Source organism: Vibrio ordalii ATCC 33509, from assembly GCA_000257205.1.
In the GTDB taxonomy this organism is placed as follows: Bacteria; Pseudomonadota; Gammaproteobacteria; order Enterobacterales; family Vibrionaceae; genus Vibrio; species Vibrio ordalii.
This window is the reverse complement of record AEZC01000141.1, coordinates 1-22,000: the sequence shown is the minus strand read 5'-3', so window position 1 is coordinate 22,000 and position 22,000 is coordinate 1. Positions and strand designations below refer to the sequence as shown.

The window sequence follows — 22,000 nt, the reverse complement described above, 5'->3', positions numbered from 1 at the left end:
TTGCAATGGTATTCACAATAAAAGTCGGTGCCTTGTTGTGCCTAAACTATTTTCGGAAATGGGATCGCAGCGTGTTGGTTTGAAACCTGACAGCGCGAAAACCTCGTACATTAACTTGCGATGTCTTCCACATAACGGTAAACGGATTTTAAAATAGCCATTTTCTTTTCGTCACTGCTGTGGGTGTGAACTAAGTTCTCTAAATTGAGCATGTACTCTCCAAGGTGGCTTTCGAAATAATCACGACAGTGAGTTGCCCAACGTCTTTGCTCTTCGTCACTTAATGTCAATGGGTAATTTCGAGCGCGGTAGCGAAACAGCAAGGGTTCGATGCGCTTATCGCTAAAACTAATGTCTAATGCGGCGAGATTGACTGGGTCAGCTTGGCGAATGATCTCCATCGCCGCTTTGTCGGCCGGAGAGAAGAAACCGTCGTAGAGTTGAGTATCGACATCGTCACTGTGCTTATATTCTCGCTCAATTGTGTAGAGGCCAATCAGCTTTTCTCTAATCTCTGGGTACTGCTTGATGAGTGCTAAGTGTTCAAGGCACAGGTCTCTATCGACCCCGATATGGTCTGCATTTTCGGCCGTTAATGTTTTGGCCGGCGCAAGGATAGGGCATTTATTGAGATGCACTAATTTGATGGGCACTGGCAATTCATCTTCTGCCAACTCTTCGCGTTTGGTATATAGACGTTGATGCAGTTCTTCGCTGCTTAAATCGATCAGGGGTTGAGGGTTTTTGGCAAGGTCCACCACAATAACCGCATTTTGATTGGTGGGATGCCAAGCAATCGGCACGATCCAACTGGTGTATTGGCATTCTCGGCCTAACATACCCGATACGTGCATTAAAGGTGTCATGTTGACGATATCAATCAGATCATTGAGTTTGCGTTTATGGCGCATGTTAAAAAAGTAATCAAACAACTTGGGTTGGGCGGCTTTTACTTTTTTGGCCAGCTCAATGGTGGCGATAACATCGGCCATAGCATCGTGGGCATTTGCGTGTTCGATGCCATTGGCAACCGAGAGATGCTCCAACTTAAAACTGGTAAAGCCTTCGTCATTTTCGGGCCAGTTGATGCCTTCTGGGCGTAGCGCATGGCAGGCGCGCATCACATCAAGTAAATCCCAGCGTGAATTGCCGTTTTGCCAGCTCCAAGCATACGGATCAATGAAATTACGATAGCAAGTGTAACGCGTTACTTCATCATCAAAACGAATACTGTTGTAACCAAGACTGGTGGTATTGGGTGTAGCGAGTTGTTGATGAATTTTGGCGATAAATTCAGGCTCTGGCAAGCCTTGGGCCACAGCTTTTTGTGGTGTGATACCCGTAATAAGCGCCGCTTCTGGAGAAGGTAAATAGTCCGCTGGTGGTTGACAATAGATAACCAGTGGTTCGCCAATAATATTAAAATCCATATCGGTGCGAACGCCCGCAAATTGGCTCGGACGATCTTTCGCAGGGTTGACTCCCCACGTCTCATAGTCGAGGAAAAAGAAAGTAGGCGGGTGCTCTTGTCGCATTCGATAGTATCCAGTCGCTGAAATTTAAGGTTTATTAGACCATTGCCCGTGTGACATAGCAATGTGCGAAGCATGCTCTGATGAGGATTTGAAATGAAAAAGCCGGCGCATTGGCACCGGCTTAGAGAAAAACGAGAATGTTCGCTACTTTCTAGGCTTGCTGTTCTTGAACTTGTACCTGTTTACCGTTCAGTAAGCGGCTGGTAATGGTACCTGCCGTCATTGAGCCTGAAACGTTCAACGCGGTGCGGGCCATATCAATCAAGGGTTCAATGGAGATAAGCAGTGCTGCAATCGTCACTGGTAGGCCCATCGCTGGTAGCACGATTAAGGCTGCAAAAGTGGCACCGCCACCGACGCCGGCAATACCAAATGAGCTGATTGCGATAATAGCCACTAGCGACAAAATAAAGTGCACGTCCATTGGATTAATACCGACGGTAGGAGCAACCATCACTGCGAGCATGGCTGGGTAAATACCAGCGCAGCCGTTTTGACCAATAGTGGCACCGAATGAAGCCGATAGGTTGGCAATGGCTGGTGGTACGTTCAGCTTAGTGATTTGCGCTTCTACATTCAGGGGAATGGTTGCCGCTGAGCTACGTGAGGTGAACGCGAAGGTCAACACTGGCCAAATTTTTTGAAAATACTCTTTAGGGCTAACGCCTACAAAAGAAACCAATATACCGTGCACCACAAACATCAATGCAATGGCGACATAAGAGGCGACAATAAAACCGAGCAAACTCAGAATATCGCCCGCACTTGATGTAGCGACAACTTTCGCCATCAACGCCGCAATACCGTAAGGGGTTAGTGCCATCACCATTTTCACGAGGCGCATCACAATCGACTGTATCGCTTCGACAAAGGTGCGGATTGGCGTTTCTAGCTCGGCTTTCTCTGACATTACTTTACGCGCCGCAATACCCGTTAGTACGCCAAAAATAACCACAGCGATGATCGAGGTTGAGCGAGCACCGGTTAAGTCGGCAAAAGGATTGGTCGGAATAAAGCTTAATAGCATTTGAGGAATAGTTAAATCACTCACAGTAGCGGCGCGGCTTTCTAGTACAGCAATACGCGCCGTTTCACGGCTGCCTTCAACGAGGCCGTCTGCTGTTAAACCAAAAGCTTGGGTGACAAAAATACCGATCAATGCCGAGACAGCGGTCGTCAGCAGTAAGATAGAAATGGTCAGGCCAGAGATTTTACCCAGCGAGCCCCCTTTATCGAGCTTCACAACCGCGGCGATCATCGACACCAGCACCAAAGGCATAATCACCATTTTGAGCAAACCCACATAGCCGTTACCGACGACGTTGACCCAGCCTAATGTTTCCTTGATAGCCACATGTCCTTCACCAAGAACTACTTGTAGAGCAAGGCCAAATGCGCTGCCTAGGATCAACCCAAGTAGCACTAAGCGTGAAAGAGTGTGAGATTTTTTCTGCTGTCCGAAGAGAAAAAACAGAATGCCAATAAATACCGCGAGTGCGGCAATGGCTGAAACTGACATGATGCGACACCTTAAAAGTTGTGTACCCATGATTACGTTGATCGCCGATGAGCGATGTAGTCGATAATGCTAGGTAAAAGGGGAATAAAAGCGATGAAACGCAACCATATCTTTTAACGTAGGTTAATCCAAAGACAAAATCAGCATGATTTAGAACAAATGGTTATCAATCCAGAGGGATTGATTGAAACTTATGCGCATTGGTGTGATTTTTCCTATATAAGTTGGTTTTTTATGCGTTTTATTTAATGCCTAGTTAATATCAAAGAGCATGTATTAACCACTGACTTGTTGTTTCCATAAACGTGCGTAAAGTCCTGCACGTGCGAGCAACGCTTCGTGAGTACCTTGCTCGGCCACTTGCCCATCTTCGATGACGATGATGTTATCGGCATGACGAATCGTCGATAACCGATGCGCAATGCTGATCACGGTGCGGTTATGACAAATGGTTCCCATATTGCTCATGATGGCGGCCTCTGACTGATAATCGAGCGCTGAAGTTGCTTCATCAAGCAGTAAGATTTTTGGGTCAACTAACAATGCGCGAGCCAGTGCAATGCGTTGACGTTGCCCGCCAGATAAGTTGGCACCTCTTTCTCCTACTTGTTGTTCAAACCCTTGTGGCAGCGCTTCAATAAAGTTTAACGCACCAGCAAGCTTTGCAACGTTTATCAGCTCTGCATCGCTTGCATCGGGTTTACAAAGACGAATATTGTCGGCAACGCTGCCTGCAAATAGCATGCTTTCTTGCAGCACCACACTCATGCTGCGCCTTAACGAGACCGGATCTGCAATGGCGAGATCCATACCATCGACTAAGACTTGCCCATGCAAAGGTACATAAAGACGCTGTAGCAGTTTCGTTAATGTACTTTTGCCTGATCCGGAAGGCCCGGTAATACCGATAAATTGCCCCGGAGCGATGGTCAACGAGAGATTCGCTAAGACTTCCGGTGCATCGATATGATAACGGAAGCGAACATTTTTAAACTCAATGCCTCCTTGAACAGAAGGGATGGAAGCAAGGCCATCTTTACTATTTTCAGCCGGTTCGTTAAGAATGTCGCCTACGCGACGCAAGGCTACTAAGGTGTGCTGGAAATCTTGCCACACTTGCGCAAGTCGCAAAACGGGTTGAGTAACATGCCCTGCTAGCATATTGAAGGCGACCAATTCACCGGGGGTGAGCTGCCCATTGAGCACTAAGTTGACTCCCCACCAAAGTAAAATGGCAGCGGCTATTTTCTGCACTAAGGCAATCAATTGCCCAGCAATCAAACTGGCTTTTTGGGCTGAAAACGCGCATTCAATTTGTCGACTGAGTATTTGCTGCCACCGTTCTAAAAATCGAGCTTCCGTTGCGGTTGTCTTGATTGTTTCGATACCCGTTATAGATTCAGTCAGGAAGGTGGTTGTCTCTGCTTCTGCGTCATACTCTGTCGTTACCTTGTGACGAACCCAAGGTCCAATACCTAACCACAGCAGAAAATAAATTACTAATGAACCGATAATCAGCCCGGTGAGCGCTGGCGCATAATGAAACATCACACCAATAAAGAGGGTGATAAAAATGAGATCCAAGAGCAGCATTAAGGTTGAGCCCGTCAAAAACTGACGTATTTGTGACATTTCTCGTACGCGGGCGATGATCTGCCCCGTTTGACGCTGCTTGAAATAACTTAATGGAAGATTAATCAAATGCCGATACAATCGCCCCGATAGCTCTGCATTGACTTGACTAGAAAGATGACCAAAAACCGTATTGCGCAAATAACTGTAAAGAGGTTCAGCAATGGCCAGCGCAAGCATAGCCAGCGCTAAAACGTGCAAACTCGACAAACTTCGCCCCACAAGAACCTTATCAATAACGGTTTCAAAAAGTTTGGGACCAAACAGGGCAAACAGTTGCAGCACAATCGAATACAGAAACACATCACGTAGCTGTTTTGACTGACGAAGTACCGAAGGCATAAACCAGCGGAGGCCAAAAGCGACATCGCTTGGCTCTATACTCTGCTCAATCAGTAATAAGACCTCATAACAGGAACTTGAAGATCCTTGCGCCAACGGAAACTCGAAATAGCGCTGTTTAATTGGATCGTACAAGGTCCAACCATACTCGTTTAGCGCATGAATGACATGCCACTGCTGACGGATTTTGACCAATGCAGGTAGCGGGATTGGCTCGCTTCCTCTGACGGTGATCATTCGGCTTTTCAGACCAATAGATTGAGCGGCTCGCTGAATGTCGAGAGCACTGAGCTCATTTTCGGCAACGCCTAGTGTATGAATCAGTTGTGATGGCGTGACTTTCTTATCAAACGAAAGGCTGGCAAACGAGAGGGCCGCTAATGCGCCATGGCTTTCTTGATCATGAACCGTTGAGACGGTGTTGGTTAAGGTATCCACTCTATTTTTCTCGCAATGCTTCAGCTTGATATTCTCGGATTGGGCTGAGTAGATAATCGATGATCCGACGTTGGTCGGTTTTAATCTCAGCCACGACAGACATACCGGGCAATAAGGCAACAGAGGTACCATCGACCTCAATTGTATGGTTTAACAATTGCACTTGAGCGGGAAAAACCAACCCAAGTTGCTCATCCATTGTCGAGTCTCTAGAGACGTGGACCAATGTTGCCGATAAGGTGCCGTAACGCGTATAGGGAAAGGCATCAATTTTCAACGTCACGGGTTGGCCAGCATAAATAAAGCCAATGTCTTTATTGAGAATTTTAACTTCGGCGACTTGTACCGAATCGTCAGGCACAATAATCATCAAGTTTTGTGCTGGTTGTAAGACTGCCCCAAGGGTGTGAACACTCAATTGCTGTACAGTGCCAGTGACAGGAGAGCGAACCACTTGTAATCCTTCATGTTCACGCACTTTGTCCAGTTCATGTTGCAGCGCAGAGAGTTGTAGGTGTGCTTGCTGACTTTTGTCTTGCCACTCTCTGGCTTTTTGCGCACGCAGCGCTTTTAAACGCTCTTCTAGGTTGAGATATTGCTTTTGCAGCACATGTTGTTGTGATGTTTGCTGGGCTAACGCTCGTTCGGATTCTAATAACTCTTTTTCCTGCTCCAGATACTGCACTTGACCGATCAAACGCTGTTGCTTGAGCTTTTTTTGAGCATCAAGGCGCTGAGTAATATTACTCACTAACTGTTTTAAGCCTCTGATATCGACCTCAAGTGAAGACTGGGAAGCAAGATTGACCTGCATTTCAGCACGCAAGTTTTCCAACACCGATGTGAATTCGTTCTTTTCAGTATCAAAGCTGTCGATGACCTCTTGCTGTGCCGAAGGTGCCAATGCCAAATACAGGGGATGTTGAGCTAGATCAGCCTTACCACGCAAAGCTTGATACTTGAGAAATTCATGGGTTTGATAGCGTATTTGATGACGCAAACGTTCAATATCTTGGCTAACGCCTAGCGTGTCCAGAGTCAGTAAGGGCATCCCTTTTTCGACACGTTCGCCGTCTGCTATATGGATTTGTGCTACTCGGCTTTGTTCGTAAGACTGAATCACTTGCGAGCGCCCAGGGACTAACAGCCGCCCGTTTGCGGTCGCTTGGATATCCAATTTCCCCCAATAGGTCCAAAGTAAGGTGAGCAGTAATCCTAAACTTAGCGTGATGGCGGTGATGCGAGCAAACGGAGAGGGCGGGCTCTGCTGTAGAGCAAGATGGCCGGGTAAAAATTCAAAGTAGCCGTTCGTTTTCGAGCGCTTAGAGCGAAGCTTCTTTAACTGAGAGATCATACTCGCTCATCCTCTTGTTTTAATGCTTGTTGCAGTTGCCACAGCTGGAAATATTTGCCTTGCTCTGTGAGAAGTTGTAGGTGTGTGCCTTGCTCTGCAATCTCGCCTTTTTCCAGCACGATAATTCGGTCACACTCTCTTACCGTAGAGAGGCGGTGTGCGATGGTAATAACGGTGCGCCCAGCGGCAATTTGCTCCATATTGGTTTGAATGATGGCTTGTGATTCATCATCTAAAGCGCTGGTGGCTTCATCAAGAATCAAAATCTTAGGGTCTGCAAGCAGTGTGCGGGCAATGGCTAAACGTTGTCGTTGCCCGCCTGAAAGTGACTGCCCCCCTTCAGCTAAAATCGTGTCGTAACCCAGTGGCAGTTTTAAAATAAACTCATGAGCGCCCGCTAATTTTGCTGCTTGCACAATCTCATCCAAGTTGGCTTGTGGCTTTGAATGGGCAATGTTGTCACTAACACTTTTACTAAAGAGAAAGTTCTCTTGTGATACCACCCCCAACTGGCGACGCAATTCATGAACACCGATCTGTTTGAGTGGGGTGTTATCGAACATGATTTGGCCTGATTCAGGGCTGTACAGCTTGAGTAAAAGCCGAGCTAAGGTGCTTTTCCCCGACCCCGAGCCACCGACCACACCAATTTTTTCACCCGCTTGGATATTGAGTGAAAGCTGATTGATGGTCAGCGGTAAATCGGGTTGATAACGGAAACTCACTTTACTGAGAGTGATCGCACCTCGCAGTTGTAGGGGATGGCTAGCTTGCTGCTGCTCGGTGGGCAAATTGAGTAGGTCGGAAAGTTTATCGACTGCAATTTGCGCTTGTATAAATTGTCCCCACAGCTCGACGAGCCGGGCAAGAGTTTGTGCAACATGGCCGGCGAGCATGTTAAAAGCGATCAGTTGGCCTATGGTCATTTGTAACGCGAGCACTTCGGATGCGCCAATCCATAGTAGAAAGACGCTCGCTATTTTTTGGATGAACTGCACTGCGTGGCTAGAGCGGTTATTCCACTGCTGAACCACATAGTTGCTCGATATCATCTGTTCGGTTTGAGTATCCCAACGTCGAATAAAGCGAGGTTCAGTCGCTAAGCTTTTAATGGTATCACTCCCCGCGACAGTTTCAGTCAGAAACGAAGTGTTGTGCGCCATATGGGTAAATTGTTGTTCAATCGCTTGTTGCAGCCTTGGGGTTAACCACCAAGCCAAAAAGAGATAACACGGCAGTGTGGCCAATACCAATAAGGTTAGCCCGCCAGAAAGTAAGCTCATCACATAGAAAAAGATCACAAGAAAAACGAGATCAATCGTGAGGGTAAACATTGAACCTGTGATGAACTCACGAATGGTATCGAGCTCTCTTACCCGAGTCACAATCGCCCCAACTTGCCTTGATTTGAAAAACAGCAGCGGCAAACCAAACAGATGGTGAACCAATTTAATGCCAAGCTTAATATCAATGCGGTTAGCGGTATGAGCATATTGATATTCGCGCAAACCGCGCAGTAAGACCTCAGCTATTCCAGAAATAACTAAGACGAACACTAAAACATCGAGTGTCGAGTGGGCTTGATGAACCAATACTTTGTCCATCACGACTTGGAAAAATAGCGGTGTAATAAGTGCAATAACTTGCAGTACGAAAGAGAATAAAACAATCTCTGCGATTAAATGTTTATGTTGCGATAATTCAGGTAAGAACCAACGAATATCAAAAGAGGATTGCTTTTTTTTGATATCTAGCGTTTTTCCATTCCAGTTCTGTTTTAAATAGCTTATGTCTACTACTTTTGGGGTATCTGAATCGCATGGGTGAATTAAACATTTATCCTGTTCAACTTTAGCTAAAATAAAAGGGCGATTATTTTTGTTAAATAAAATAATCGGTTTCTTTATTTTAGTAATTCCAGAAAAAGATTTTACTTTATTAGCAGTAACTAAATAATTTTTCCCTTTTAGATCTTTTATTATGAGATCAAGTGCATTGGGTGGTGTTTCATTAGAGGTGTCTAATTTTATTTCACGAATTCCGATCAGCGGTAAGTAGACTGATAAGCAATGCAGCATGGCTTTTTTTTCATTTAAATCAGTCATGTATTTTGATTCTTCAAAGGGCAAAAAAATAAAAGGGGATGGATCATATCATTAATATCAATGAATGCTCAAATACTATCTGGTCTTGCCAGTTGGCATTGTTTTTTTAGTTTTTTATTATCAATGGGTTATGGTCTGTTGTGTTTGTGTTTCTTTAAATAACTCATAAGTTGTGGTTATTATATGGTTGCATGCTGTTGAAATGCTATATAACATAAAAAATCATTTTTTGGTTATCGTTACTCCTTTTATAAGCTACTACTTTTATAAGAGGATTTATTTTTGTTTTATTTTTAAATTGTGAGGTGATTTATTTATGTCTGAGAAATTCGTTCAAACTGTATCGAGTGTTAATTATAATAAAGGTGTGTTCTCTCTCTATTTCGTTGGGCAGAATCAGTCCAACATGGCGAACGGTATTATGGCGGAAAGCGATACTGACTTAGAGCTAAAAGAAGTGATTCATATGCCTGCTTCTGGTTTTATGTATATGGTTTCGATGGTTAAGAATATGCTTGAAGATCCTCGTATGAACGAAGAGTTAGAAAAATTAATTGCTGCTGGTTTTCTACCATCACCGAGTGAAGCACCTCAAGAGAACGAGAGTGGTATTGAGCCTGCTAAAAAACGTGTGACACGCAACGAAAAAATAAAAGGTGGCTTAGCGTATGTTGATTCAACATCACGCGGCGAAACTGGATCGTGCAATGATGCAGAAAATGATGGGTGGGATTCTTCTGCTCAGCCAATATTCTCCTCTGCATCAGCGGTATCTTATCAGTGAATGGCAGCAACGGATTATGCCATCATTTGAGTTAAATCAGTTTTGCTATTACGAAGATGAACAAGGACGTCCAATGGCATTTTGTAATTGGGCGTTTTTGTCTGAGCAAGTGAGAGAGTTGCTATTGTCCGGTGAACGAGAAATCGAAGCCGCTGACTGGCGCTCTGGTGATCATATCTACATTCCTGAAATGCTTGCTCCTTTTGGTCACGGACGTCAAATCGTCAATGACTTACGACAGCGTGTTTTTTTGCCGTGGAAAGGGCAAAAAGTGTGTACTGTCCGCGGCAAAATCGACACGCAAAACGACCGCTGTATCCGCAAGGTACAGTGGTTTTCTATTTAAATAATAATAAGAGCCACAGTCTATGGGAAAACCATTTTGGAGAAGTGTCGAATACTTCTTCACCGGAAACTATTCCGCCGACGATCGAAATAACAATATTGTTGCCATCGGTTTTGGCGGTGAAATTCATGCTTATGGCGGAGATGATCATATTCATCTGGGGTCGTTCGGAGCCACGGTATATACCGGTTCAGGTAACGATACGGTATCGGCGGGGGCCGGCTATCTAAAAGTTGAAGATACAACGGGGAACCTGAGCGTTCGAGGCGCTGCGGGTTATGCTTATATCAAGAAAAACGGAGACGGTAATCTCTCATTTTCAGGTGCCGCTGGTGGTGTAGATATTGGTCATGACGGCCAGCATGGCAACATCAGCTACGCGGGTGCTGCGGCTTACAACCACATTAAGCGTCAAGGGTTATCAGGCCATGTTTCTTTCCAAGGTGCTGGTGGCTACAACGCTATCTGGCATGAAACCAATCATGGAAACTTGAGTTTCTACGGTGCAGGTGCGGGCAATAAAATCGATCGTACTTGGTTTAATCAGTATCAAGGATCTCAAGGTGATGTGCGTTTTGTCGGCGCGGGGGTTGCTAACAGTATTAGCTCACGTGTTGAAAGCGGTAACCTGCACTTTAGTGGCGCTGGTGCGGATAACCATTTGGTTCTCAAAGGCAAGGTTGGGGATATTACCCTAGAGGGTGCCGGGGCATCCAACCGAATTGAGCGTACGCACAATGCGAACGATGTGTATACCGAAACACGCGGTAATATTCGTTTTGAAGGTGTGGGTGGTTACAGCAGTCTTTACTCTGATGTGGCCCATGGTGACATTCATTTCTCGGGTGGCGGTGCTTATAACACCATTACTCGTAAAGGTAGTGGCGGCGATTTTGATGCTCAAGGTATGGAATATGCCAAAGCCGAAGAAATTGTCCTCACTACCGCACAGATGCACGGTTTATCGATTGATAACGGCAACAAGTCCCATGCGGTTAACGCCGTAAAATCAGAGCGAGAGCCAAATACCTATTTGTTCGCTATTGCAGATGGTACTTACACCAAAATCAACAAAATCCGTCTCTATAACGATGCTGAATCCGGCAAACTCAAGTACTACTCAGAGGCGTGGTTCAAGCAGGGTAATCACTTAACCGATCTTGCTCATTCCGATGTTTCTTCTTCAGGTGGCTTTGAGTCCAATCCAGTCAACGGTGGTTACACCCTTTCTAATATTGCCATTGAACATCAGCAATCAGTGACTGTTCATGCGGTTGAGAAAAATCTGACTGGATATGAGTGTGTGACTTACGCCAATGGTGTGGTGATTGATGCGAAAGATGTGTCATTGTCGGATGCAAAAATGGGTGGTTACGCCATTTTTGCTGATGGTACTAAGGTTGATGTCAAAGCGGTAAAATCAAACCGCAAACCCAACACTTATGTTTACGCTAAAATGCTGGGACAACACACGAAAATCGTTGTGGTTGAGCTGGCTAACGATGCCGAAACCGGCGCGCTGAAATATCAAGCCAGCTCTTGGTATAAAGAAGGTGATCACACGGCCAATATAGCCAACCAAGATATTTCATCTGCAACTGGGTATAACCCAATGCGCAAAGGTGGCTACTCGCTCAGTGACTTGCACTACAGCGTAAACGCCGTTAGAAGTACCAGCGAAACCGTAGCGGATATCGAAGAATACACAGATCAAACGTTGTTTAAACCCGCCAACGATAGCGGCGAAAGCTCTGGCGATATTCATTTCAATGGTGTCGGTGGCGGTAACGTTATTAAATCTAATGTAACACGCGGTCATGTTTACTTTAACGGTGGCGGTCTTGCCAACGTGATCTTGCATAGCTCTCAGTTTGGTAACACTGAATTTAACGGTGCTGGCGCGGCGAACGTGATTGTCAAAAGTGGCGAAGAAGGGGATCTCACCTTCCGCGGCGCAGGTTTGGCAAACGTATTAGTGCACCAAAGTCAGCAAGGCAAGATGGATGTTTACGCTGGTGGTGCGTTGAACGTGCTGGTTCGTGTCGGTAACGGTGACTATCTGGCTCACTTATTGGCTTACGGCAACATCTCGGTACAGAAAGGCCAAGGCAATAGTCGAGTTACTCTACTGGGCGGCTATAACACGCACACGCAAATCGGTAGTGGTGATGCACTATGGCTAGCGGCTGGCGGTTTCAATGTCATGACGCAAGTCGGTCAAGGCGATGTGGCTTCGGTACTGGCTGGTGGTGCAAACGTACTGACCAAAATGGGTGATGGTGAACTCACGGCGGGCATGCTGGGTGGTGCGAACGTGATTACCCATATCAGCAGTGATGATCAATTATCGAATACCACGGCGGTGGCACTCGGGGGTGCAAATATTCTCACCAAAAAAGGCAAAGGTAATACCCTTGCTGTGATGGGCGGAGGCGCTAACGTGCTCACCCATGTGGGTGATGGCACCACAACTGGCGTAATGGTAGGCGGCGCGAACATCCTAACGAAAGTCGGGAATGGCGACACGACCGGCATTATGCTTGGTGTTGGCAATGTGCTAACGCATGTTGGTGATGGCCAAACCCTTGGCGTAATGGGCGCCGCAGGCAACATCTTCACCAAAGTAGGTGATGGAACCTCTATTGCGGTCATGATTGGTGCTGGCAACATCTTTACCCATGTGGGAGAAGGCAATGCTTGGGCGCTGATGGTCGGCCTTGGTAACGTCTTCACCAAAGTAGGCAATGGCGATGCTCTCGCGTTAATGGTGGCCGAAGCTAACGTCTTCACCCATATCGGTGATGGCATGTCGGTGGCGCTTATGTTGGCCAAAGGCAACATAGCAACTAAAGTCGGTAATGGAACCACACTTGCGGCTATGGTGGGTAACGCCAACATCTTCACTCACGTAGGCAGTGGCAGCACGTTTGCTGCAATGATCGGTCAAGCCAACATTATGACCAAAGTGGGCGATGATCTCACCGCTGCGCTGATGGTCGGTAAAGCCAACATCTACACCCATGTCGGTGATGGAACCAGCTTAGGAATATTTGCGGGCGAAGTGAACGTGATGACTAAGGTTGGTAACGGCACCACGTTAGCGGCGATGTTCGGTAAAGCGAACATCATGACCCATGTCGGTGATGGCTTAACCGGTGTACTCGCACTGGGTGAAGCCAATATCGTTACCAAAGTGGGTGACGATTTCATGGGTGTTGTGGCGGCAGCAAAAGCCAACGTCGTGACCCATGTCGGTGATGCAACCACCGCAGCGGTATTGGCTGGTAAAGGCAATATCCTCACCAAGGTGGGTGAAGGTACCACGGTAGGGTTGTTGATTTCCGATGTCGGCAACGTGATGACCCACGTTGGTGACGGCACCACCATTGGTATTGCCAAAGGTAAGGCCAACCTCATTACCAAAGTCGGTGATGGTTTAGGTGTTAATGTCGCTTGGGGGCAAGCCAACGTGTTTACCCAAGTGGGCGACGGTGATCGCTATAACTTTGCCAAAGGTGAAGCCAACCTCATCACCAAAGTGGGTGATGGCCAAGAAGTCTCCGTGGTGCAAGGTCAAGCCAACATCATTATTCATGTGGGCAATGGCGACGACTACACCGGTGCTTGGGGTAAAGCGAACGTCATTACTAAAGTGGGTAATGGCCGTAACGTGGTGCTAGCCAAAGGTGAAGCTAATATTGTTACTCAAGTGGGTAATGGTGACAGCTTTAACGCACTTTGGAGTAAAGGCAACATAGTTACCAAAGTGGGTGATGGTATGCAGGTGACGGCGGCAAAAGGCCAAGCCAATATCACCACCACTGTGGGTAACGGTTTAAGTGTCACTGCTGCCTACGGCGATACTAATATCAACACCAAAGTCGGTGATGGGGTATCCGTCAACGTCGCTTGGGGCAAATATAACATCAACACGAAAGTGGGTGATGGCCTGAATGTCGCTGTGATGAAGGGCAAAGCTAACGCCAATATTCACGTTGGGGACGGCCTCAACATCAATGCCTCCTACGCTCAAAACAACGTTGCCATCAAAGTCGGTAACGGCGATTTCTACAGTTTGGCGGTGGCATCGAGCAATACCAGCAGCAACAAGCTCTCTGCCTTGTTTGATAACATCAAACAAACCGTACTCGGTGTCGGTGGCAGCCAAGCCATCAACTACTTAGTGCAAGGCGATGAAGCCTCCTCATCCGGCACGCATAAAGGTCGTGGTGCGATTGCAACGCCTGAAATCACCAAACTGGATGGTTTCCACATGGATGCCATTAAGGAAGTCGGTTCTGATCTCGGTGATAGTCTCACGGGCAGCGTGACTAAGGTAGATACTCCTGATCTCAACAAGATGCAACATGCGCTCAATGTTGATGATTCTTCTGTGCAAGCTCCGAATCTGATTGTGAATGGTGATTTTGAGCTGGGTGAACATGGCTGGCAATCTACCCATGGGGTTGAAGCCTCTTATGCAGGCAGTGTGTATGGCGTAGAGGGTGAAGGTCACGGCGCACGTGTGACCGAGCTCGATACTTATACCAACACCAGTCTTTATCAAGATCTGGCTAATCTAGCGCAAGGTGAAGTCATTGCGGTGAGCTTTGATTTTGCAAAACGTGCGGGCCTTTCTAATAACGAAGGCATCGAAGTTCTTTGGAACGGTGAAGTGGTGTTCTCATCGTCGGGTGACGAATCTGCTTGGCAGCAAAAAACCTTAAAACTGACCGCTCATGCTGGTAGTAACCGTATCGAATTCAAAGGCACAGGCCACAATGATGGGCTGGGCTACATCCTAGATAATGTAGTGGCGAAATCAGAGTCATCGCAACAAGCCCATGCAATCAGTGAGCACGCAACACAAAATCAAGCGGCGCAGAATGCTCTAGCAGACAAAGATCGCGCAGAAGCGGATCGCCAACGTTTAGAACAAGAAAAGCAGAAGCAGCTCGATGCTGTCGCAGGTTCGCAAAGCCAGCTGGAATCTACCGACCAACAAGCCTTGGAAAATAATGGCCAAGCTCAACGCGATGCAGTGAAAGAAGAGTCGGAAGCCGTGACGGCTGAGTTGACCGAACTGGCACAAGGTCTCGATGTGCTCGATGACAAAGCCACGCATACGGGTGAGTCGGGCGACCAATGGCGCAACAATTTTGCCGGCGGCTTGCTTGATGGTGTTCAAAGCCAATTGGACAATGCAAAACAGGTTTCTGGTGAGCAGATTGCTGCCGCGAAACAGACGCACGCGGACAATCAAAATAAAGTCAAAGATGCGGTTGCACAATCGGAAGCGGGTGTTGCAAAAGGTGAGCAAAATCGAGCAGGAGCAGAGCAAGACATTGCCGATGCCAAAGCCGATGCAGAAACACGTAAAGCTGATGCTCTGGCGAAGAGCACTGATGCGAAACAAGCGGAATCTGACGCACACAGCGCAGCAAACGACGCGCAATCGCGTGGTAATCGCGATGCAACGAATGCCGAAAATAAAGCCAACCAAGCGCAGAATGATGCAAAAGCGACGAAGCAAAACGAAGGCGATCGCCCTGACCGCGAAGGCGTGGCTGGCAGCGGCCTTTCGGGTAACGTTCATCGCGTGGAAGGGGCTGGCGAAGCAGGGGGGCATGTCAACACCGACAGTCCAACCAACGCCGATGGTCGATTCAGTGAAGGTTTGAGCGAACAAGAGCAAGAAGCGCTGGAAGGTGCGACAAACGCAGTGAACCGTCTGCAAATTAACGCAGGTATTCGCGGCAAGAACAGCGGTAGCACGATCACCCCGATGTTCACCGAAACAAACGCCGACAGCATTGTGGTACCAACCATTGCGTCTCAGGATGTGGTTCGAAAAGAGATTCGCATTTCTGGGGTGAATTTAGAAGGGCTTGGTGAAGCTTCGCATGACTCTGCTGAATCGCTTGTGGCTGCTTCTCACCAATCAGCTGAACGCGCTTTAGAAAGCCTCGGCGAAGGTAAGCAAACAACGCTCGATTTATCATCGGTGTCTACTAAAGACGAACTGAAAAATGAAGCGAAAGTCTTTGCTAAACCTATTGGTGAATCTTATCAAAAGATCTTAGACCAATTGGATTTACTGCATACCGCGCAAGGTGATAAGCAAATAGAAGCAGCATTAAGAGTTAATAACTTAGTTGATGACTATGTATCACACCATGAAAAATCAGGTCGTAATTCCGCTTTACTGAGCCTCAAAAATCGCGTGAGTGAAAGCCTTTATAATAACGTTGCGCAAGAAACGAGAGTCGAAATCGCAAAATTGTCTGCTACTCGCATTGATTTAGCGGCGGATCTATTGCATCGACTGCGTTCTAGCACCAACAAGGTGTCTTCCGTTGTTGATATTAAACATCTTGCCGATGGAACAAAATACAGCAGCCAAGAGAGCTTAGCTGTGCTTTCGAAACAAGAGGTTCCTTTTAATAAAGAGCTGCAAGACCAACAACTAGTACAAGGAAGAGAGACCGGTGAAGCGGTAGTTAATAACGTACAACTGTCGGATGACGAGATAAAAGGAATTAAATGGTATACCAGTGAAGGCTTCCAATATGTGAATGAAGCTTTAAGGAAAGAAGAGAAGCTGGCCTATTTTGTCAAAGACAATGCCGTTAACGCTGTCAAAGGTTTAAGTAAGCTTGAGACATTTGAAGGCACTGTTTATAGAGCTTTCATGCCAGGAGTAAGCTTGAGCGATCTTGCTTCACAAGTGACTCCTGGCCAGTTATTTAGCGATCAAGGTTTTACCTCTACATCAACCAGTACTGAATTGGCTAAAAGTTTCCGAGGTGGGAAAGATACAGTTATTCTGACCATTCTTGATGCCAAAGGAACTAACGTTGCTGGGCTTGCGCAGTTAAATCAAGCGGAAGTCTTACTCAAACCAGGTGCTCATCTACGCATTGAAGCGGTGAAAGAAACGGATCAAAATTTACACATCGTTGCTAAGTACACCGAAGAGTTTCATGCTGGTGAAACGATACGTAATTTATTTGATGGTAAAACGATTGGTATGGCGATCAACCAAAACACTTCAACCATCAATGAAAGTGTAATTACTTCGTTTGATCACGATGAAATCACCACATTACTGAAAAACAAGCCTGTATTGGGTGATGCGGAGACGGTATCAAACGCAGATTCTCGCCATAAGAGTTATCAATCCAGAGATTTAGTTCTCGAGCCAATCGTACAACCAGAAACCATCGAGCTTGGTATGCCTGATATCGATCAGAAAATATTGGCGGAGGTTTCTGAGCGTGAAAATGTCATTATCGGTGTTCGACCCGTTGATGAGAAGTCGAAGTCACTGATTGATTCTAAGCTCTATAGCAGTAAAGGTTTATTCGTTAAGGCGAAAAGCTCTGATTGGGGGCCAATGTCTGGTTTTATTCCTGTAGATCAGTCATTTGCCAAAGCATCTGCGAGAAGAGATCTCGATAAATTTAACGGCTATGCTGAACAATCCATTGAGTCTGGTAATGCGGTAAGTGCCGATTTGTATCTGAATCAGGTTCGAATAGATGAGTTGGTGTCTAAATATCAGTCACTGACAGCTCTTGAGTTTGATGCAGAAAGCGGTATGTACAAAACAACGGCAACCAATGGTGATCAAACAGTCACTTTCTTCCTGAATAAAGTGACTGTTGAGAGCAAAGATCTGTGGCAGGTTCATTACATGAAAGATGGTGAGCTAGCGCCGTTCAAAGTGATTGGTGATCCTGTATCTAAACAGCCGATGACAGCAGACTATGATTTGTTTACTGTGATGTATTCCTACGCAGAGCTAGGGCCGCAAGATAAGGTCAAGCAACCATTAACTTGGGAACAGTGGAAAGAGTCTGTTACTTACGAAGACTTAACGCCTAAGTATAAAGAGCTATACGACAGTGAGGTGCTTTATAACAAGAAGGATGGGGCGAGCCTTGGCGTTGTGAGCGATCGCTTAAAAACTCTGAAAGATGTGATCAATACCAGCTTGGGCAGAACCGATGGCCTAGAGATGGTGCATCATGGTGCAGACGACGCAAACCCTTATGCGGTAATGGCGGACAATTTCCCTGCGACTTTCTTTGTACCTAAAAGCTTCTTTATGGAAGATGGTTTAGGCGAAGGAAAGGGCTCTATCCAAACGTATTTCAATGTGAATGAGCAAGGTGCGGTGGTGATTCGTGATCCGCAGGAGTTTTCTAATTTCCAGCAGGTAGCGATTAATGTCAGTTACCGAGCATCACTTAATGATAAGTGGAATGCTGGCCTTGATGACCCACTCTTTACACCAAAACGTAAATTGTCTCATGAGTTCTTGAATGTGAGAGATGAACTCGCTAATAAATTGAAAGAAAAAGCTGTTGATTTTGAAAAAGAAGTTCAACTGGATAGACTCGGTGATCATCAAGCCGATAGCACGGTATCAACGTTATCAGTGACTGCTTTAGACAATCAAAACGTCGACGATTGGAGTCAGATAGCGGTTGTACCTAAAGATGACGGCGGTGAAACGCGCTTTGACGGCCAAGTGATTGTTCAAATGGAAAACGATTCAGTAGTTGCAAAAGCGGCGGCAAATCTAGCTGGCAAGCATCCTGAAAACAGTGTGGTCGTTCAGCTCGATTCTGAAGGGAATTATCGCGTGGTGTATGGTGACCCATCGAAACTGGATGGAAAGCTGCGCTGGCAATTGGTTGGCCATGGGCGTGATGATTCAGAAAACAACAACACTCGCTTAAGTGGCTACAGTGCCGATGAACTTGCAGTGAAATTGGCGAAGTTCCAGCAGGCATTCGGTCAAGCGGAAAACATCAGCAAAAAGCCTGACCATATCAGTATTGTCGGTTGCTCTTTAGTGAGTGATGACAAGCAGAAAGGCTTTGGCCATCAATTTATCAATGCCATGGATGTTAATGGTCTTCGTGTGGATGTGTCGGTTCGCAACTCTGATGTAGCGGTAGATACAACAGGGCGCAAACATACTCAAGATGCCAATGGAAATTGGGTACAAAAGGCTGAAAACAATAAAGTCTCACTGACTTGGAATACGCAAGGCGAAGTTACCGTACGTGACGAGATCATTCGTAACGGTGTGGCGGAAGGGGATATCCATCTTTCTCGTGTTGGTGCGAGTGAGGTTAATGAGCCAGCACGTGGTGCCATCGGCGACAACAGTGAGGTGTTTGAAGCACCTGAAAAGCGTAAACCGGAAACGGATACTACGGCATCGGCTGGCAGTGACAATAAGCTCAGCTACTCGGGCAATATTCAGGTCAACGTCGGTGATGGTGAGTTCACCGCAGTTAACTGGGGTACGTCAAATGTTGGTATTAAAGTGGGTACGGGAGGCTTTAAGTCGCTGGCCTTTGGTGACAACAATGTCATGGTTCATATTGGTAATGGTGACAGCAAACATAGTGTCGATATCGCTGGTTATCAGGCGCTTGAAGGTGCTCAAATGTTTATGGGTAACCGCAACGTAAGTTTCAATATGGGTCGCAGTAATGACCTTATCGTGATGATGGATAAGTCGATCCCGACACCGCCACTGGTCAATCCATTTGATGGTGCATCACGTATTTCAGGAGTATTACAAAGCATCGCACAATCAGGAAAGGGTGCAGATTGGTTAGCGGTTCAAGAACAGCAGTGGACACTCTCTGGTGCGAAAAAATTTGTCAAAGAGATGTCTTGTCTCGATCAAACCAGCAGTGTTGACTACAGCAGTTTGGTTGATTTGGACTCTCAGAATGAGCGCAGCAGCCGCGGCTTGAAGTCTGATGCTGAAGCAACGTTGAATAAAAAGTACAACCAGTGGTTAAGTGGCAATAGTAATCATGATACTGGCAAGATGAGCCGCGCGGATAAGTTCCGTCAAATGAACGAGAAGTTGGCCTTTAACTTCGCGGTCGGTGGTCAAGGAGCCGATATTCAGGTCACCACGGGCAACTGGAACTTTATGTTCGGAGACAACATCCAAGCGATTTTGGATACCAATCTCGGTTCATTGTTTGGCGTGTTAACCCAGCAATTCTCAGCAACGGGAATGGCTCAAACGACCTTTACCTATAATCCGCAAGACTTGCCTCGTCAGCTTAAGAATAAGCTGCTGGGTAAATTTGCTGAGGTCGGTGCAGAGACGACTTTAGGTGATATCTTCGGTGTCAATTACACCGCTGATGGCAAAATAGTCTCTCGTACTGATGAAGCGGTAGATGGCGTTGCCATTTTAAAAGAGATGCTCGAAGTGATTGGCGAGTTTTGTGGTGAGCAGCTCAGCGCATTTACTGACCCAGAAAAATTGCTAGATAGCCTCAAAGCGGGAATCGATATGGGGGCTGATGGTCTTCAATCCTTTGCTGAAAGTCATGGACTGAAAGAGAAATCACCAGAGGAAAACGATACAGCGCAAGTGACTCTCAATGGCGCGCCTGCGGCAACGGAAAACGTATCAGCCACTGTTGAAGAAAGTAAACCAGAGCGTGCATTTGGTTTTAATGCGCTCAATTTGCCCAATGTATTTGCCACTATGTTTAGCAAAGATAAGCAGACAGAGATGGCATCATTGGTCAGTAATCTGAAGCAGAATCTCACCGCCGATTTGCTCAATATGAAGGATAAAACGTTTGATTTCCTTCGTAACAGTGGGCATTTGCAAGGGGATGGCGATATGAATGTTTCTCTGGGCAATTACAACTTCAACTGGGGTGGTGACGGTAAAGATCTCGGCGCTTATCTCGGCGACAATAATAACTTCTGGGGAGGACGTGGAGACGATGTGTTCTACGCAACGGGAGTCTCCAATATTTTCACCGGCGGTGAAGGCCACGATATGGGCGTTTTAATGGGTCGCGAGAACATGATGTTCGGCGGTGATGGTAATGATACGGCGGTTGTGGCCGGACGCATTAACCACGTCTTTATGGGCGCGGGTGATGATCAATCCTTTGTCTTTGGCGAAGGTGGTGAGATCACCATGGGGTCAGGTAATGACTATGCGGTCACTTCAGGTAACTTCAACCGTGTGGACATGGGAGACGATCAAGACTTTGCAGTGATGATTGGTAATAACAACCAACTTGATCTTGGTGCAGGCAACGACTTTGCGAAAGTCTTTGGCAATTACAACCGAATTGATGCTGGACAAGGAAACGATGAAGTTAAACTGATGGGTTACCATGCTTCGATTAATGCTGGCGAGGGCGAGGATTACTTAATTGCCGCCGCCATCTCAAAATTCAGCACATTAAACGGTGGTGAAGGTAACGATGTCATGGTGCTTGGGGGTTACCAAAATACGTTCAAAGGCGGTGCTGGCGTAGACAGTTTTGTGGTCAGTGGTGAGGTGATCGATAACGTGGTTGAAGATATTCGCCAAGGTGAAAACATCATCTTCAACGGTATTGATTGGAACCGTTTATGGTTTGAGCGTAGTGGTTACGATCTGAAAATTTCTATGGCACGCCATACTGATACCTCTTCCGATCAAACGCTATTTGATGCGTTAGGTTGTGTGACTTTCAATGATTATTTTGCAAATAATCGAGCCAAACTTATTATCGGTTTAGGTGAAAAAGATGCTCAAGGCGAGCAGGAATATACCTGTTTGACTGATAATGCGTTAGACAACCTCATTCAAGCGATGAGTTCCTTCGCGCCTAAGGTGGGAGAAAGCAACTTTATGGATGGATTAGCTTCTCAGCCTCAGCAAGCGATTATGGCCGCATGGTCGGATGTGAATACCGGGAAGTTTAGCTTGTCGTAATCATGTCTTTCACGGGTTAAAACCAGCCTTTGTGGGCGTGTCTGTTTGACAATTGCGCCCATATAAACCTAAAAACACCTCCTGATTTTGTAGAAAACAGGGGGTGTTTTTTTAGGCTCAAATAGGCAAAACCTAGCCGATACTAGCGAATACGAGTAAACTCTTCTCTTTT

General features: G+C 46.4%; 7 protein-coding genes and 1 pseudogene. 3 read left to right on the top strand and 5 right to left on the bottom strand.

What is annotated here, in order from left to right; all coding sequences use genetic code 11:
- Positions 1-110: 110 nt before the first annotated feature.
- The 5 genes from sbcB to VOR_RS0110245 all read right to left on the bottom strand — a co-directional run bounded on the left by sbcB (position 111) and on the right by VOR_RS0110245 (position 8,925).
- Positions 111-1,535, bottom strand: a complete 1,425-nt coding sequence (sbcB, locus tag VOR_RS0110265; protein WP_010319622.1) for an exodeoxyribonuclease I — start codon at positions 1,533-1,535, stop codon at positions 111-113.
- A 151-nt stretch (positions 1,536-1,686) separates the two neighbouring features.
- Complete coding sequence (locus VOR_RS0110260; protein WP_010319621.1) at positions 1,687-3,054, bottom strand: L-cystine transporter; 1,368 nt, start codon at positions 3,052-3,054, stop codon at positions 1,687-1,689.
- 276 nt (positions 3,055-3,330) lie between these two features.
- A complete protein-coding gene (locus tag VOR_RS0110255; RefSeq protein WP_010319620.1) occupies positions 3,331-5,466 on the bottom strand; it encodes a type I secretion system permease/ATPase in 2,136 nt (711 codons plus the stop codon).
- A gap of 1 nt (position 5,467) precedes the next feature.
- Positions 5,468-6,820: an HlyD family type I secretion periplasmic adaptor subunit gene (locus VOR_RS0110250; protein ID WP_010319619.1), complete on the bottom strand. Its 1,353-nt coding sequence runs from the start codon at positions 6,818-6,820 to the stop codon at positions 5,468-5,470.
- Positions 6,817-8,925, bottom strand: a complete 2,109-nt coding sequence (locus VOR_RS0110245; RefSeq protein ID WP_010319618.1) for a peptidase domain-containing ABC transporter — start codon at positions 8,923-8,925, stop codon at positions 6,817-6,819. The genes VOR_RS0110250 and VOR_RS0110245 overlap by 4 nt, the downstream gene beginning before the upstream one ends.
- Before the next feature lie 316 nt (positions 8,926-9,241).
- On the opposite strand from VOR_RS0110245, the pseudogene rtxH reads away from it, so the two are divergent.
- From rtxH to rtxA, 3 genes and pseudogenes are all read left to right on the top strand, one after another.
- Positions 9,242-9,574: pseudogene (gene rtxH, locus VOR_RS17075) on the top strand (protein RtxH); the annotation flags it as partial.
- A gap of 19 nt (positions 9,575-9,593) precedes the next feature.
- A complete protein-coding gene (gene rtxC, locus VOR_RS0110235; RefSeq protein ID WP_010319616.1) occupies positions 9,594-10,055 on the top strand; it encodes an RTX toxin-activating lysine-acyltransferase RtxC in 462 nt (153 codons plus the stop codon).
- 22 nt (positions 10,056-10,077) lie between these two features.
- A complete protein-coding gene (rtxA, locus tag VOR_RS0110230; RefSeq protein ID WP_010319615.1) occupies positions 10,078-21,828 on the top strand; it encodes an MARTX multifunctional-autoprocessing repeats-in-toxin holotoxin RtxA in 11,751 nt (3,916 codons plus the stop codon).
- Positions 21,829-22,000 lie beyond the last annotated feature (172 nt).